This window comes from Streptomyces sp. NBC_00663, from assembly GCF_036226885.1.
GTDB lineage: Bacteria > Actinomycetota > Actinomycetes > Streptomycetales > Streptomycetaceae > Streptomyces.
The window spans coordinates 769,119-784,248 of record NZ_CP109027.1 but is presented as its reverse complement, the minus strand read 5'-3'; the positions used below and the strand labels follow the sequence as shown (position 1 = coordinate 784,248).

The following is a 15,130-nucleotide window of genomic DNA, read 5'->3' as shown; positions in this document are numbered from 1 at the left end:
TCACGATCATGTACGGCGGCTCATCGGCGCAGGCTCCGCATTCCGAGGACGAGATCGCGGGGCAGTCCGTGGGTGTCGTGGAGGTAGTGGTAGTCCTCCTCGGTCAGCGGCCCCTGGTACCGCGGGTGGGAGAGGACACGGTGGCCCCGGTCGAGGAGCTTGCCGAAGCGGTCCTCCTCTTCCAGGAGGACGCCGAGGACCGGGTCGGTGCCGTCGGACGGCCGGAAGTGGTCCAGGGTGTGGTCGACGAGTTCCCGCGGCAGGTCGGACAGGGTGCGCGTGGGGTCCTGCTGCCAGAGGGTGGTCAGGAGGCGTCGGATCAGACGGCGCAGGACATAGCCGCGTCCGGTGTTGGAGGGGCGTACGCCCTCCCCGATGACGACGACGCCGGAGCGCAGATGATCGCTGACCAGGCGGAACGACAGCTCGTCCAGGTCCCACAGACGCGGGAGCAGTCGCGTCCAGGGTTCGAACAGATCCGTCTCGTAGACCGAGTCACGGCCCTGGAGCACGGTCAGCAGACGCTCCAGACCCATGCCCGTGTCGATGTTCGGCTGGGACAGCGGGGAGAGGCTGCCGTCCTCGTGGCGGCGGTAGCGCATGCTGACGTGGTTCCAGACCTCGACCCAGCGCGGATCGGTGGTCGGGGTGCCCTCCGGCGGGGTGCCGTCGCCGCCCGTCCAGACGAAGATCTCCGAGTCGGGACCGCACGGGCCGACGGGCCCGTTGGACCACCAGTTGTCCTCCACGGTCGACTCCACGGGCACCCCCGACTCCTCCCAGGTGCGCAGCGATTCGGTGTCCGGGCCGACCTGGTCGTCGCCGCCGAAGACGGTGACGTACAACCGCCCCTCGGGGATGCCGAAGCCGTCGCGCAGCAGCTCGTACCCCCAGCGCAGGCTCTGTGAATGGCCGTAGTCGCCCAGCGACCACGAGCCGAGCATCTCGAAGACCGTGAGATGCGTGGAGTCCCCGACCTCGTCGAGGTCGGTGGTGCGCAGACAGCGCTGGACGTTGACCAGGCGGCGGCCCCGCGGGTGCGGGCGGCCTTCCAGGTACGGGGTGAGGGGGTGCATGCCGGACGTGGTGAACAGCACCGGGTCCGAGGGGGGCGGGAGCAGGGTGCTGCCGGTGATCAGGTGGTGGCCGCGCTCGACGTAGAAGTCGGTGAAGGTGCGCAGGGTCCGGTCCGTGTTCATGACGGTGTTCCTTCGGGTCGGGGGACCGGAAAGGACCGCGACGACGCGCAGGAAGGCGGAGCACCCTGCACCGGCGGTCCGTTTCCGGCCGCCGGGGGGAGAGGTGAGGTCAGACGGTGGCAGCCGGGGAGCTGGTCGCTCGCGCGGCTGCGGTGTGGGTGTGCTGGGTGACCTCCATGGGTCAACGGTAACGATCGACGTCCGGGACGTCTTCTGGATTTCCCGGGGTGATCAGCCCCGACTCGTAGGCGAGGACGACCGCCTGGACGCGGTCGCGCAGTTCCAGCTTCGACAGGATGCGGCCGATGTGCGTCTTCACCGTGGTGGGGCTGAGGAAGAGGCGCTCCGCGAGCTCCGCGTTGCTCAGGCCGGTCGCCAGCAGGCGCAGCACCTCCAGCTCGCGCGGGGTCAGACCGGAGAGATCGCGGTGCAGGGGAGGGGCGGGCCGGGGCTCCTCGCGCTGGGCGAACCGCTCGATCAGCCGGCGGGTGATCGCCGGTGCGAGCAGGGCGTCGCCGGACTGCACCAGACGGACGGAGGCGACCAGGTGCTCGGGGGTGACGTCCTTGAGCAGGAAACCGGAGGCGCCCGCGGCGAGCGCCGCGTACACATAGTGGTCGAGGTCGTACGTGGTGAGGATGATGACGCGGGTGCCCTCGGCCGTGTCGTCGGCGAGGATGCGCCGGGTGGCCTCGATGCCGTCCATGCCGGGCATCCGGATGTCCATCAGCACCACGTCGGGGCGGGTGCGCCGGACCGCGGTGACCGCCTCGGCGCCGTCGGCGGCCTCGGCGGTCACCTCGATGCCGTCGGCGGCGAGGATCATGCCGAAGCCGGTGCGTACGAGGGCCTGGTCGTCGGCGATGACGGCGCGCAGCGCCGGCCCGCTCACGCCGTCCGCCACGGGACGCCGGCTCTGACGCGGTAGCCGCCGGCGGGCGTCGGACCGGCCGTCACCTCACCGCCGTAGACGGCGAGCCGCTCGCGCAGCCCGATCAGGCCGCGGCCGTTGCCCTCCGCCGGCGGGGCGTCGCGGACGGCGCCGGTGTCGGCCACCTCGATCTCCAGCCGGTCGCCGGTGTAGCCGATCGTGACGGAGGCCTCCGCGCCCGGCGCGTGCTTGATCGTGTTGGTCAGCGCCTCCTGCACCACGCGGTACGCCGTCAGGTCGACGCCGGGCGGCAGGGGTTCGGGCGGCAGCGACACCGCGATGCCGACCGGCGTGCCGGCGGCCCGGACCCGGACGATCAGCGCGTCGAGCTGGGCGAGCCCGGGCTGCGGTTCCAGCGCCTCGGGCTGGTCCGGGTCCGGTGCCGCCAACAGCCCCATGACATGCCGTAGTTCGGCCATCGCGGCCCGGCCGCCCGCCTCCACGGCCAGCAGCGCCTCCTTCGACCGCTCCGGCGCCGCGTCCATCACCTTGCGCGCCGCCCCCGCCTGAATCACCATCACGCTCACATTGTGGGTCACGACGTCGTGCAACTCGGCGGCTATGCGGGCACGTTCCTCCTCCACCGCCCGCCGCGTCGCCTCCTCCTGATCGCGCTCCAGGTGTGCCAACCGCTCCCGCCCGGCCGCCACCTGCCGTTGCCACACCCGGGCCAGCCCCGCCAGCACCCCGGCGATCAGCAGCACCACCGCCGGGCTCGACCAGCCCGGCAGGACGGGCTCGGTGTCCCGGAACGCCAGCCCGGCGAGCACGGCCGCGACGAACAGCCCGGCCAGCGACCCCGCCCGGTGCCTGCTGTACATGACGGCGCTGTACGCGCCGACGACACAGGTCAGTACGTTGATCCAGGAGGCGTCGTCACCGATGGCCAGGACCGCGCCCATCACCACGGCGAACACGAGGAACGGACACCGCCGCCGCACGGCCAGCGGCAGCGCGGAGAGCACGACCAGGACGAAGGGCGGGGCGGTCGGCTCCTCCGCCATCATCCACCTGTCCGGCGCGGGCGGCCGGGGCGGGACCGGTGCGCCGGGATCGACCGGGGCCACGTTCATCGGCCCGTCGCCCGGATAGCGCGCGGCGACGAACAGCGCGACGGCGGTCAGCAGCACCGCCAGCACCACGTCGGCCCACACGGCCCGCCGAGACAACGGCTCACGCCTCGGCTCCGGCCGCAGCGCGTCCCGCACCTGCCGCCGCCACCCGCGCCGGTCCTCCGTACGCCGCAGGCGCAGGTCCTCCGTCTCCATCCGCACATTGTGCGGTCCGCCCGCCCGGACCCGCGTCCGTCTCGACGACCAGCGGGCCGTCCCCGGGGCGTACTCCGCAGGGATGACCCCACGCCCGGATCGTCCGCGCGAAGGGCGGCAAGTCGGTGCCCCGGCCGACGCGCCGCACCCGGGCCCGCCCCTACGTTCACTGGGCCGGTGCACAGCGCGGGCCCACTCCACTCACAAGGACGGACGACTCCCATGACTCAAGTGATCGAACTGGCGGGCGTGGCCAAGCGCTACGACAGTTCCGGCGCACCCGCGCTCGGACCGATCGACCTAGGTGTCGCCCAGGGCGAGGCCCTCGCCGTCACCGGCCCCTCCGGCAGCGGCAAGTCCACGCTGCTGAACCTCGTCGCGGGCCTCGACAAGCCGACCACCGGCACCGTGACCGTCGCCGGTGAGCGCGTCGACCGGCTGAGCGAGCACGCGTCGGCACGGTTCCGCCGCGAACGGATCGGCATGGTCTTCCAGTTCTTCAACCTGCTCGACGACCTCACCGTCGCCGACAACATCCAGCTCCCCGCCCAACTCACCGGCACCGCACGGCGCAAGGCCGCCGCCCGGGCCGGTGAGCTCATGGAGCTGCTGGGCATCCAGAAGCACGCCCGCGCCTACCCGGGCCGGCTGTCCGGCGGCGAGCGGCAACGGGTCGCGGTGGCACGGGCGTTGGTGAACCGGCCCGCGCTGCTCCTCGCCGACGAACCGACCGGCGCCCTCGACAGCGCCTCCGGCCACGACGTACGGGAACTGCTGGTGGACCTGCACCGGGGCGGCCAGACCATCGTGCTGGTCACCCATGACCCGGCCCTCGCCGAGGCGGTCGCGAGCCGCACGATCCATCTGGTCGACGGCCATCTCGCCCTCGACACCCAGGCGGAGGCGGTCCGATGAGCGCGCTCAGCCGCGTCGTACGGTCCGGGGTGGGCCGGCGCCGGGTGCAGACGGTCGTCATCGCCCTCGCCACCATGATGGCCGTGGCCTCGGCCGTGGTCGCCGGATCGCTGATGGTCGCCTCCAACGCGCCCTTCGACCACGCCTTCGCCGCGCAGAACGGGGCGCACCTCGTCGCGCAGTTCGACCTGGCCAGGGCGAGCACCGCCCAACTGAAGGCCACCGCACGGCTCGACGGGGTGACGGGGACCGCGGGGCCGTATCCCGTCACAACGATCCGTCCGGTGGACGAGGGCGGTGGCCATCTGCCGTCGGTGACGCTGGTGGGGCGGTCCGCACCGGACACCGACGTCGACCGGCTGAACCTGAAGTCCGGACGGTGGCCGACGAAGGCGGGCGAGGTCGTCCTCTCCAGCGAGTTCGAGGGCCCCGCCCTCCGGCTCGGCGCCACGCTCAACACCTCGGACGCCGCGGACGGCACCGCCCTGACGGTCGTCGGCTTCGCCCACTCGGTCGGCGAGACCGCCGACGCCTGGGCGACCCCCGCACAGGTCACCGCACTCGCCTCCGACGTCACCCGGGTCAGCAGCCAGATGCTCTACCGCTTCGACTCCGCGGCCACCAAGGCCCAGATCGCCGCCGACCGCCTCAAGCTCACCGCCGCCCTGCCCTCCGGCGCGCTCATGGGTACCGAGTCCTGGCTGGACACCAAGCGTGCCGCCGACCAGAACGCGGCGCCGACCATCCCCTTCCTGATGGCGTTCGGCGTCCTCGGCATCGTCATGTCGGTCATCATCGTCGGCAGCGTCATCAGCGGCGCCGTCGGCACCAGCCTGCGCAGGATCGGCATCCTCAAGGCCCTCGGCTTCACCCCGCGCGAGGTCGTACGCGCCTACGTCGCGCAGGCACTGGTCCCCGCCGGAGCCGGGATCGCGCTCGGCGTCGTACTGGGAAATCTGATGGCCATGCCGCTCCTGGAGGACACCGAGACGGTCTACGGGAGCGCGTCCCTGTCGGTGGCCTGGTGGGTGGACGTCCTGGTGGCCGGTGCCGCGCTGTTCGTCGTCGCGGTCGCCGCGCTGGTGCCCGCGCTGCGGGCCGGACGGCTGCCGACCGTGGAGGCCATCGCGGTGGGCCGGGCGCCGCGCACCGGGCGGGGGCAGTGGGCCCACCGGGCGGCGGGGCGGCTGCCGTTGCCGCGCGCGGTGACCTACGGCCTCGCCGGTCCCTTCGCGCATCCGGTGCGCACCCTCGCGATGCTGCTCGCGGTGGCCTTCGGCACCGTCGCGGCCACCTTCGCACTCGGGCTGACCGCGTCCCTCAACGCGGTCGGATCGGCCCAGGACCCGGAGGACCGCACCCCGGTCACCGTCTTCACCGGCCCACCCCGTTCCGGACCCGGCGGGGGCGAGACCGCCACGGCCGATCCGGTGCGGGTGGCCGCCGCCATCGAGCAGCAGTCGGGCACCGAAACCTACTACGGCAGGACCCAGACGGACGCCACCGCCGCCGGCGTCTCGGGTGCCGTGCAGGCGGTGCTCTACGACGGCGACCTGCGCTCCGCCTCCTACGAGATGATCTCCGGGCACTGGATCACCGGACCCGGCCAGGTCGTGGTCTCCACCCACTTCCTGAACACCACCGAGACCGAGGTCGGCGACACGGTACGGGTGACGGTCGGCAAGCGGACACGGACCCTGACGATCGTCGGCGAGGCCTTCGACACCTCCGACGACGGACTCCGCTTCCACGCGAGCCTCGCCGACTTCCCGGCCGTCGAGACACAGATGTTCCTCGTCGAGCTCAAGTCGGGCGTCCAGGCCACCCAGTACGCCACCACCCTCGGCGAGACGGTGCGCGCGCTCGGCGGCGAGGCCATGGCCAACTCCTCGTCGCGGCAGGACAACCTCATCCTCGTCCTGGACGCGATGGCGGCGCTGCTCACCCTGATGCTGGTCTCCGTGGCCGGACTCGGCGTGCTCAACTCCGTCGTCCTCGACACCCGCGAACGCGTCCACGACCTGGGCGTGTGCAAGGCGCTCGGCATGTCACCCCGGCAGACCGTGAGCCTCGTGCTCGCCTCGGTGGCCGGGATCGGCGTGGTCGGCGGAGTCATCGGGGTGCCGCTCGGGTACGCGCTGCACGGCTATGTCCTGCCGAAGATGGCGGAGACCGCCGACACCGGACTGCCGAAGGCCGTCCTGGACGTGTACGACACCCCGGAACTGCTCCTGCTCGGCTGCGCCGGCCTCCTCATCGCCGCACTCGGCGCACTGCTCCCGGCGAGCTGGGCGGCGCGGGCCCGCACCGCGACGGCCCTGCGCACGGAGTAGCGAACAGAGCCCTCATCAGCACATTTTCATTACGACACCTCCACAATGGCGGTCCCCCGGGTGATGATTGACCGCGCAACAGAACCATCCCTGGGGGGACCATGAGTTACGACAACACGCAGCCGCCCATGCCCGGCTACACGCCGCCGCCCGCGCCCGGCTACTATCCGCCGCAGCCGCCTCAGGCGCCGCAGGGCCCGAAGAAGACCACCACGGTCCTCATCGCGGCCGGCGCGGCGGTGGTCGCGGCCGTCCTCGCCGCGGTCGTCACCGCGAGCGTCAGCGGCGACGGCAAGGCGGAGGCGGCGCCGACCGTCACCGTCACCAAGACGGCGCCGGCCGAGGGCGGCGACACCGCTGCCGACGACTCCGCCACGGACGCGGCGGACTCCGACGCGCCGGCCGAGGAGTCCGGCGACGACTCCTACGGCTTCGACGACACCATCGCGTACGACAACGACGTCGAGATCAGCCTGACCAAGATCACCCGGGCGGTCTCCAGCGAGTACGCGTCGCCGGAGAAGACTCCGTACGCCAAGTTCACCATCAAGATCGTGAACAAGTCGGACAAGAAGATCGACGCCTCGATGATGACGGTCAACTGCGCCTACGGCGACGAGGGCAAGGAGGGCGAGTCCATCTACGACGACGGACTCGACGGTCTGCCCGACACCAGCATCCTGGCCGGCCGTTCGCTCTCCGTGCCCTGGGGCTGCGAGCTGCCGAAGGGCGAGACCTTCCTCCAGGTCGAGGTGGCGCCCGACTACGAGTCGGAGACCGCGATCTTCACCGGCAAGGTGAAGTAGCCGTCCGGGCGGCCGCCGCGTTTGCGCCGGGCGCCGGGACGACGGCAGGGTTCGGGGTGTGCCTACCTTGCTGATCGTGCATCACACCCCCTCGCCCAACTGCCAGGAGCTGCTGGAAGCCGTCGTCTCCGGGGCCACCGACCCGGAGATCGAGAACGTCCAGGTCGTGCGGCGGGCCGCCCTCGCGGCCACCGCCTCCGACGTGCTCGCCGCCGACGGCTTCCTGCTGGGCACACCGGCGAACCTCGGCTACATGTCCGGGGCCCTCAAGCACTTCTTCGACCAGGTCTACTACCCGTGTCTGGACGAGACACGGGGGCGGCCCTTCGGCTACTACGTCCACGGCGGCAGCGATGTCACCGGCGCGGTCCGCGGCATCGAGTCCATCACCACGGGCCTCGGCTGGCGCCGTGCGGCAGACGCCGTGACGGTGACGGGCGCGCCGGGCAAGTCCGATGTGGAGGCCTGCTGGGAGCTGGGCGCGACGGTCGCGGCCGGGCTGATGGAGTGACGGCGGCCTCCCTCGCGCGACCGTGGGGGTGACGGCGGGCGGTCCATGCGGCGTCGTGGAGCCGGCGCGTCCCTCCGGAGGACGGGCCGGGTGGCGGCTACTGCGGGCTCAGTAGCCGGTACAGCCCGCAGCGGGACGACGACGCGACCGGCCTCGTGAGGCGAGCGTGAGGCGGTGTGCAGCACCGCCCGCGCCGCGTCGGCGCCGTACCGGAAGGCGTGACCTCGGACGAGAACTCGTACCAGCCTCGGGCTGGGGGCGGCCCAGTCGTGCGCCGCGCTCGTCACCGCGGTCGGCGACCGCTCCGACCGGAACTACCCGGCGCTCGTCGCCGCCGAACTCGGCCTGCAACCGGCCCAGTTCCGCGACATGAGCTGCGACGGGGCCACGACGGGCGACCTGTCGGCGGCAACGACATCGGCTTCGGCTCGCTGGTGACCGGTTGCGTCAAGGCCGGTGTCCGCCACCAACTGGAGAGCCGCATCGGGGACTTGGCACCCGACGGGCCCCGTGCCGTGAGCGGCGGACCTCTGGTGGGCTAGCCGGCGATCCTGCCCGCCCAAGGCGCCGACTGCGGACGGGAGATGGGGCTGGCCCCCGGCGACGTCACCTACCTGCGGCAGAAGGAACAGCAGCTCAACACCATGCTGCGGGAGGCCGCGAACGACGCCGGAGCCGGTTGCGTCGACACCTGCGGCCCCTCCGACGGACGCGGCGCCTGCGCGAGGGCCGACGTGCGCTGGGTCGAACCGCTGAATGGCCCAGGCCGTGCTGCGAGCGGTGCGCGCGACCGGGTGACCGTGGCGGGATGCGCCGGTCGTAGTCCCGGGGCAGGAGAGCGCGGGCCCGGCGTGTACTGCGGTTTCAGTAGACGGTCCTGCGAGTGCAGCAGCCGGCACTGCCAGCGGCCGGACGACGACTCGGGGACCCCCGCCGGGACAGGCTGGGTGACCTGATCGAGCACGGATGTGGGGTCCCCTGACGTGGCTGCTTTTCTCTATCGACTGGGCCGACTGGCCTTCGGGCGGCGTGGATACGTCGCCCTGGCGTGGATGGCCGTCCTGGCCGCCGTCGGACTCGGCGCCCTCCAGGCCCCGGGAACCTCCGACGAGGAGTTCTCGATGCCGGGCATCGAGTCCCAGAAGGCCGACCGAGGAGTACGTCGCCCGCGCCCTCATCACCCGCTTCCTCAGCGCACCGGCGTCCGGCAGCTTCCTGACCCCGCCGGAGCGGTTGGCCGACCTCACCCCGCGGGAACGGGAGGTCACTGTTCTGGCCGCCGAGGGGCGGTCAAACGAGCAGATCGCCGAGCACCTCGTCCTGAGCGTGCTGACGGTGCGCACCCACGTCCAGCGCGCCATGACCAAGCCCGGCGCCCGCGACCGCGCCCAACCGGTCGTGATCGCCTACCGGACCGGGCTGGTCCGGCCCCGGTCCGGGCCCCGCTGAGGATCGTGCCGCCCGACTGCACCCACCCTGTCCAGTTCCCGTCCGGAAACCCTTGCGCGGAGGCGGGGATGCCATGCTGGCCGTATGAGTGATCACGCGCGGCACGACTCCGTACGGCACAGCTACGACACCGTGGCCGAGGAGTACACGACCCGGCTGCACGCCGAGCTCGAAGGCAAGCCCCTGGACCGGGCGTTGCTCACCGCGCTCCTCGAGCAGACCGAACCGGGGGCGCCGGTCGGTGACTTGGGCTGCGGGCCCGGGCATGTGGCGGCCTGGCTGGCGCAGAAGGGAGCACGGACGGTCGGCATCGATCTGTCGGCGGGGATGGTCGAGGCGGGGCGCAGCCGGTTCCCGCGGGTGGAGTTCCGTCAGGGCGACCTGCTGGAACTGCCCGCCAAGGACGCCGAGTTCGGCTCCCTGGTCGCCCTCTACACCGTCATCCATCTCGAACCGGGCGAACTGCCGCGCGCCTTCGAGGAGATGACGCGTGTGCTGCGCCCCGGCGGCCTGCTCCTTCTCTCCTTCCACATCGGCGAGGAGGTCCGGCACCTGGACGAGTGGTGGGGCCACTCCGTGGACGTCGACTTCCGCTTCCTCGACCCCGTCCACATCGCCGACCTGCTCGAAGCGGCGGGCCTCACGGTCGAGATGAAACTGGAGCGCGCGCACTACGCCCACGAGGCGGAGACCCACCGGGCCTATGTGCTGGCCCGCCGCTCCTGACACGTCACGACCGGCTGGTAGAACCCCGTCGCCTCCGGCGCGTGCCACATGACGTCGGCGAAGCCCGCCTCGGCGAGCAGCCGCGTGAGCAGGGGCCGTGTCAGCGCCCAGTAGGTGGTGGTGCGCCGCCGGACCGTCCAGCCCTCGCCCGAGGGGATCACCTGGAAGTGCTCCAGGTCGTAGCGCTCGCCGTCCTCGTGCCAGTGCCACAGCTGAAAGGTGATCACTCGGCCGTCCGGTGTCTCCCTGACCTGGGGCGGCGTGGAGGCCGGCCGGGTCCGGCGGAGCTCGTCGTAGTCCCGGAGTGTGAGCACCAGCAGCCCGCCGTCCCGCAGCACGCGCCGGATCCCGCTCAGCGCCGTCGAGACGTCCTGCGCGGAGAGCAGATGGGGCAGCGCGTTGTCGGCGCAGACGACGACGTCGAAGACCGACGCCCCGAACGGCAGTCGGCGCATGTCCGCGGCGGCCGTCGGGAGCCGGACGCCCCGTGCGGCGGCCTCGGCCGTGGCGCGCGCCGCGGCACGGGGGCTCAGGTCGCTGCCGACGACGTCGTACCCGGCCCCGGCCAGCCCGATCGCCTGGGTGCCGATCCCGCAGGAGCAGTCCAGGACGCGATGCGGCCCCGCGCCCAGGCGCCGCTGGACCAGGGTGTCCAGGACGGCGGCCTGACGGGCCGTGCTCGCCTCCCAGTCCGCGAACATCAGGTGGTAGTCGGCGGCAAGGTCGTCGTAGAAATCCCGGGCCGAGGACATGCACGCACCTTTCGCCGCGACGATCAGGTCAGAACCGTTTCCCAAGTATCGACCGCGTAGTGGAGGCTCAGCCCGTTGCGCCCGTACAGTTCGGGCGCGCCGGTCGCGTTGGCCGTGTCCACGCCCAGCCCCACGGTGTCCCGGCCCCGCGCGGCGAACGCGGCGAAGGCCTGCCGGAGCAGCAGCCCGCCCAGTCCCCTTCCGCGCGCCTCCCGCGACACCCCGACACTGCGGATCCACCCCATCGCCTCGCGATCGTCCCGCGCGATCAGGAACCCGGTGTCCCCCAGCTCCTCGGTGTCGACGAGCCACACCAGTGACCAGTCGAGGCGCTCGGCGTCGATGTCGTGCAGCCACTGGTCGTACGTACGCGGCTGGAAGTCGAAGTGCTCGGCGAAGGTGGACTGGTAGAGCCGATGGGCGCGCCGCCGGTCCGCCTCGGCGGTGCAGGGGCGGATGTGCACGCCTTGGGGCAGCTGCGGCGCACGGTCCTCGGCCCGGTCGAGGGGCCGTCGCAGCACGTGGTAGCGCCGTACGACGTACCAGCCGCGCTCATCGAGGAGCGAAGTGTCCAGCGTCGGCCGGGTGTTGAGGTGCAGATGGACGACGGCCTTGGCGGCACCGTTCGCCCGGGCCCGGGCAAGGGCCCTGATCTGGAGGGCGTCGAGGATCTGTGCCCCGGCCCGCTGGTGGTCGGGCAGGACGTAGTGGTCGACGTCGATCCGCTCGTTCCCGGAGTCGTCCCACAGCAGCCCGTACGCCACCAGCCTCTCCCCGTCGAAGGTCAGCCAGGAGTCGCGCTCCAGATCGACCTCGGGATGCCGCAGATCGGCCTCCACCGTGGCGAGGTCGGTCTCACGCCGGCCGATCTCGATCTCGTCCACGACATTGAGCAGCTCGGTGATCGCGGGCGCGTCGGCGAGCCCGGCGGGGCGCTGAAGGTAAGGCATGAGGGCCAGGGTCCTGGGGGCCGCGGGCCGCCGCAACGGGTTTTCGGCGCCCGGAGACCGACACGGTTTGCCCGGACGCGGGACGCCGTGCGAGCCTCGTACGTCATCTCTCCGGAAGGACCCCTCGTGACACTCGGCATGGTTCTGGGCGACGTCTCCTCGCGCGCTTCGACGCGGGAGCCGTAGTTTCACCTGCCCCGATCCCCGAGCCCGTGCCGTAGCACGGGCCGTCGGTGCTGCTCCTCGTCGAAGTGCTCTTCGTGCCCCCGCACGTTCGAACACGAGGAGTACCTCCGTGTCCACGATCCACTGGACCGAAGACCACGCCGCCCGATCCGCCCACTGGCACTCCGAGAGCGCCGCCCCACCGCCCCGCCGGATCGTCGTCGCCGACGACCGGACGAAAGCCGCCACCGCCTACCGACTCGCCTGCGAGGGCACGGCGTTGCTGTGGCGGGGCGACTTCCCCCACGCACGTCACCTGCTGAACGCGATGCGCCGCCGCGTCGACGGTCGACCGGCCCGTCCCGGCACCACCCCGGAGGAGTCCTTTCATCTGCACCGCCGGGCGCGCGGCCATCGCGCCCGTGTCCTGGGCAGGCTGATCGTGCTGCTGGAGGACGACCACAGCCTGGCCCTGCGCCGGGCACCCGACGTGCGGCGGGCGTGCACCGAGGCGTACGGCCCGCCGGACGGGTCCATGGCGGTCGCTCTGACGGAGCTGCTCGGTGTCATCGGCGCGCGGGAGTGGCGGGCGAAGGGGGTCGAAGTACCGGCCCTCGGCGCCCGCGTCCACCCGCACTACGGTGTCTTCTCCCCGGTCAGGGGCGAGTACGTCGACCTCGTCGCACGGGCGCCGCTGCCCGCGGCCGTGCCCTGCCGGACCGCCTTCGACCTCGGCACGGGGACCGGGGTGCTCGCCGCCGTCCTGGCCGGGCGCGGTGTCGAACGCGTCGTGGCCACGGACATCGCGCCGCGCGCCCTGTCCTGCGCCCGCGACAACGTGCGGCGGCTGGGACTCACCGGGCGGGTCGAGGTCGTGGGCCCCGCCCTGTTCCCGGAAGGCCGCGCCGACCTCGTCGTGTGCAACCCGCCCTGGTTGCCGGCCCGGCCCACGTCCGCCGTCGAGCAGGGCGTGTACGACCCCGACGGCGCGATGCTGCACGGCTTCCTGGACGGCCTGGCGGACCACCTCGCCCCGGGCGGCGAGGGATGGCTCGTCCTCTCCGACCTCGCGGAGCACCTCGGCCTCAGGACCCGCGGCGAACTGCTCACCGCCGTCGAGGCAGCCGGTCTTCGCGTCGTGGACCGCATCGACACCCGGCCGCGGCACCCCCGGTCGAGGGACACCAACGACCCGCTGCACGCCGCGCGAGCCGCTGAAGTCACCTCCCTGTGGCGCCTGGCCGTCCACCCCTCCATGTCGGCGTGTCGGGGGCGAAATGCCCTGTAACGTCACGCATCCAGACCTGGCTCGCGCTCGGGGGAACCCCATGGACTACTACGACCTCGGCACCCACACCCGCACCGTGACCACCAGCTCGCCGGAGGCCCAACTCTGGTTCGACCGGGGGCTGGTGTGGACGTACGCCTTCCATCACGAGGAGGCCGTCAGGTGCTTCGAGGCCGCCGCCGAGGCCGATCCCGACTGCGCCATGGCCCACTGGGGCATCGCGTATGCGCTGGGCCCCAACTACAACAAGCCGTGGGAGTTCTTCGACGGCGACGACCTCGCCCGGACCGTCGAGCGCACCCACGCCGCGGTCGAGCGGGCGCACGAGAAGGCGCGGACCGGCGCCACCCCCGTGGAGCGGGCCCTGATCGAGGCGCTGCGCGCCCGCTATCCGCAGGCGAAGCCGGTGGCGGACTGCGCGGTGTGGAACGAGCCCTACGCCGACAGCATGCGGGCCGTCCATGAACTCGCCCCCGACGACACCGACATCGCCGCGCTGTACGCCGACGCCCTGATGAACCTGACCCCTTGGCAGCTGTGGGACCTGAGGACCGGCGAACCGGCGGACGGCTCGCGCGCCTTGGCGGCCAAGGCGGTGCTCGACCGTGCGCTCGCCGCGGACGCCGGCGCACGGCACCCGGGCGTGCTGCACCTGTACGTCCATCTGATGGAGATGTCCCCGACCCCGGAGGCGGCCCTGCCCGTCGCCGACCGGCTGCGCGGCCTGGTGCCCGACGCGGGGCACCTCCAGCACATGCCGTCCCACCTGGACGTGCTGTGCGGTGACTACCGCAGGGTCGTGTCGGACAACAGCGCGGCCATCGCCGCCGACGAGAAGTACCGGGAACGGGCGGGGGCGATGAACTTCTACACCCTGTACCGGTCGCACAACTACCACTTCAAGATCTACGGCGCGATGTTCCTCGGCCAGTCCCGGGTCGCCCTGGAGACCGCCGCCGAACTGGAGGCGTCGATCCCGGAGGGCCTGCTGCGTGTGCAGAGCCCGCCCATGGCCGACTGGCTGGAGGGCTTCCTCGCCATGCGGGTCCATGTGCTGATCCGCTTCGGCCGCTGGGCCGACATCCTCCAACTGCCGCTGCCCGCCGACCCGGAGCTGTACTGCGTGACGACCGCGATGCTCCACTACGCCCGCGGGGTCGCCCTGTCCGCCCTCGGCCGCCTCCCCGAGGCCGAGGCCGAACGGACCTCGTTCCGTGCGGCGGTGGCCCGCGTCCCCGGGACGCGCATGCTGTTCAACAACACCTGCGCCGACATCCTCGCCATCGCCTCCGCGATGCTCGACGGTGAACTCGCCTACCGCAAGGGCGACTTCGACACCGCCTTCACCGCACTGGAACGGTCGATCGCACTCGCCGACGCCCTGCCCTACGACGAGCCGTGGGGCTGGATGCAGCCCGCCCGGCACGCCTACGGAGCCCTGCTCCTGGAACAGGGGCGGGTCGCGGAGGCCGAGGTGGTCTACCGCGCCGACCTGGGCCTCGACGACACGCTGCCCCGAGCTGTCCAGCACCCCGGCAACGTCTGGGCGCTGCACGGCTTCCACGAGTGCCTGGTCCGGCTCGGGAAGACGGAGGAGGCGCGGATCGTCGCCCAGCAGCTGAAGTTCGCGGTCGCGCTGGCGGACGTGCCGATCGAGGCGTCCTGCTTCTGCCGGCTCGACGCGGTGACGGGGAACGGCGGCGGAGACGGGTGCTGCGGCTGAGCCGGCGCAGTGTCGACCATCTATGGGTCATCCAGTGGTCTTTGCGCATTCCCTTGACGTGTACCTGGCGCGATCGGTTGTATGGGAGCGCTCCCATATCGCTCTCCTCCCATG

Annotated in this window: 13 protein-coding genes and 1 pseudogene; 9 read left to right on the top strand and 5 right to left on the bottom strand. The window is 72.2% G+C overall.

The genetic code is table 11. From position 1 onward, the window contains the following. Positions 1-20: 20 nt before the first annotated feature. From OG866_RS03665 to OG866_RS03655, 3 genes are all read right to left on the bottom strand, one after another. Positions 21-1,199 carry an alanine--tRNA ligase-related protein gene (locus tag OG866_RS03665; RefSeq protein WP_329331908.1) on the bottom strand — a complete coding sequence of 393 codons (1,179 nt, stop codon included), beginning with the start codon at positions 1,197-1,199 and terminating at the stop codon, positions 21-23. Between the two features lie 181 nt (positions 1,200-1,380). Further along, a complete protein-coding gene (locus tag OG866_RS03660; RefSeq protein ID WP_443063493.1) occupies positions 1,381-2,103 on the bottom strand; it encodes a response regulator in 723 nt (240 codons plus the stop codon). Further along, a complete protein-coding gene (locus OG866_RS03655) occupies positions 2,088-3,398 on the bottom strand; it encodes a sensor histidine kinase (RefSeq protein WP_329331906.1) in 1,311 nt (436 codons plus the stop codon). Before OG866_RS03655 ends, OG866_RS03660 begins: the two co-directional genes overlap by 16 nt. Positions 3,399-3,620: 222 nt before the next feature. On the opposite strand from OG866_RS03655, the gene OG866_RS03650 reads away from it, so the two are divergent. The 7 genes and pseudogenes from OG866_RS03650 (at position 3,621) to OG866_RS03620 (ending at position 10,138) form a co-directional block, all read left to right on the top strand. After that, entirely contained in the window at positions 3,621-4,313 is a 693-nt protein-coding gene (locus OG866_RS03650; protein WP_329331905.1) for an ABC transporter ATP-binding protein, read from the top strand. Then, a complete protein-coding gene (locus tag OG866_RS03645; protein WP_329331904.1) occupies positions 4,310-6,646 on the top strand; it encodes an ABC transporter permease in 2,337 nt (778 codons plus the stop codon). The genes OG866_RS03650 and OG866_RS03645 overlap by 4 nt, the downstream gene beginning before the upstream one ends. 101 nt (positions 6,647-6,747) lie before the next feature. Next, the gene (locus OG866_RS03640) at positions 6,748-7,452 is read left to right on the top strand and encodes a hypothetical protein (protein WP_329331903.1); all 705 of its coding nucleotides are present in this window, start codon (positions 6,748-6,750) and stop codon (positions 7,450-7,452) included. A 58-nt stretch (positions 7,453-7,510) separates the two neighbouring features. Then, entirely contained in the window at positions 7,511-7,963 is a 453-nt protein-coding gene (locus OG866_RS03635) for a flavodoxin family protein (protein WP_329331902.1), read from the top strand. 584 nt (positions 7,964-8,547) lie between these two features. Next, positions 8,548-8,919, top strand: a complete 372-nt coding sequence (locus tag OG866_RS03630; protein WP_329331901.1) for a hypothetical protein — start codon at positions 8,548-8,550, stop codon at positions 8,917-8,919. 211 nt (positions 8,920-9,130) lie between these two features. Further along, positions 9,131-9,412 (top strand): annotated as a pseudogene (locus OG866_RS03625) (response regulator transcription factor); the annotation flags it as partial. Positions 9,413-9,496: 84 nt separating this feature from the next. Continuing rightward, the gene (locus OG866_RS03620) at positions 9,497-10,138 is read left to right on the top strand and encodes a class I SAM-dependent methyltransferase (protein ID WP_329331900.1); all 642 of its coding nucleotides are present in this window, start codon (positions 9,497-9,499) and stop codon (positions 10,136-10,138) included. Here OG866_RS03620 and OG866_RS03615 read toward each other — a convergent pair. Further along, entirely contained in the window at positions 10,114-10,890 is a 777-nt protein-coding gene (locus tag OG866_RS03615) for a class I SAM-dependent methyltransferase (protein WP_329331899.1), read from the bottom strand. The genes OG866_RS03620 and OG866_RS03615 overlap by 25 nt on opposite strands. A gap of 23 nt (positions 10,891-10,913) precedes the next feature. Then, entirely contained in the window at positions 10,914-11,840 is a 927-nt protein-coding gene (locus OG866_RS03610) for a GNAT family N-acetyltransferase (protein WP_329331898.1), read from the bottom strand. A 295-nt stretch (positions 11,841-12,135) separates the two neighbouring features. On the opposite strand from OG866_RS03610, the gene OG866_RS03605 reads away from it, so the two are divergent. Together OG866_RS03605 and OG866_RS03600 are read left to right on the top strand one after the other, a co-directional pair. Beyond that, the gene (locus OG866_RS03605; RefSeq protein ID WP_329331897.1) at positions 12,136-13,293 is read left to right on the top strand and encodes a class I SAM-dependent methyltransferase; all 1,158 of its coding nucleotides are present in this window, start codon (positions 12,136-12,138) and stop codon (positions 13,291-13,293) included. Positions 13,294-13,333: 40 nt separating this feature from the next. Further along, complete coding sequence (locus tag OG866_RS03600; protein WP_329331896.1) at positions 13,334-15,016, top strand: hypothetical protein; 1,683 nt, start codon at positions 13,334-13,336, stop codon at positions 15,014-15,016. Positions 15,017-15,130 lie beyond the last annotated feature (114 nt).

Coding starts and splice junctions, on each gene's coding strand:
- OG866_RS03665 (WP_329331908.1), bottom strand. CDS start 1,199: ATGAACACGGACCGGACCCTGCGCACCTTCACCGACTTCTACGTCGAG.
- OG866_RS03655 (WP_329331906.1), bottom strand. CDS start 3,398: ATGGAGACGGAGGACCTGCGCCTGCGGCGTACGGAGGACCGGCGCGGG.
- OG866_RS03650 (WP_329331905.1), top strand. CDS start 3,621: ATGACTCAAGTGATCGAACTGGCGGGCGTGGCCAAGCGCTACGACAGT.
- OG866_RS03645 (WP_329331904.1), top strand. CDS start 4,310: ATGAGCGCGCTCAGCCGCGTCGTACGGTCCGGGGTGGGCCGGCGCCGG.
- OG866_RS03640 (WP_329331903.1), top strand. CDS start 6,748: ATGAGTTACGACAACACGCAGCCGCCCATGCCCGGCTACACGCCGCCG.
- OG866_RS03630 (WP_329331901.1), top strand. CDS start 8,548: ATGGGGCTGGCCCCCGGCGACGTCACCTACCTGCGGCAGAAGGAACAG.
- OG866_RS03620 (WP_329331900.1), top strand. CDS start 9,497: ATGAGTGATCACGCGCGGCACGACTCCGTACGGCACAGCTACGACACC.
- OG866_RS03615 (WP_329331899.1), bottom strand. CDS start 10,890: ATGTCCTCGGCCCGGGATTTCTACGACGACCTTGCCGCCGACTACCAC.
- OG866_RS03610 (WP_329331898.1), bottom strand. CDS start 11,840: ATGCCTTACCTTCAGCGCCCCGCCGGGCTCGCCGACGCGCCCGCGATC.
- OG866_RS03600 (WP_329331896.1), top strand. CDS start 13,334: ATGGACTACTACGACCTCGGCACCCACACCCGCACCGTGACCACCAGC.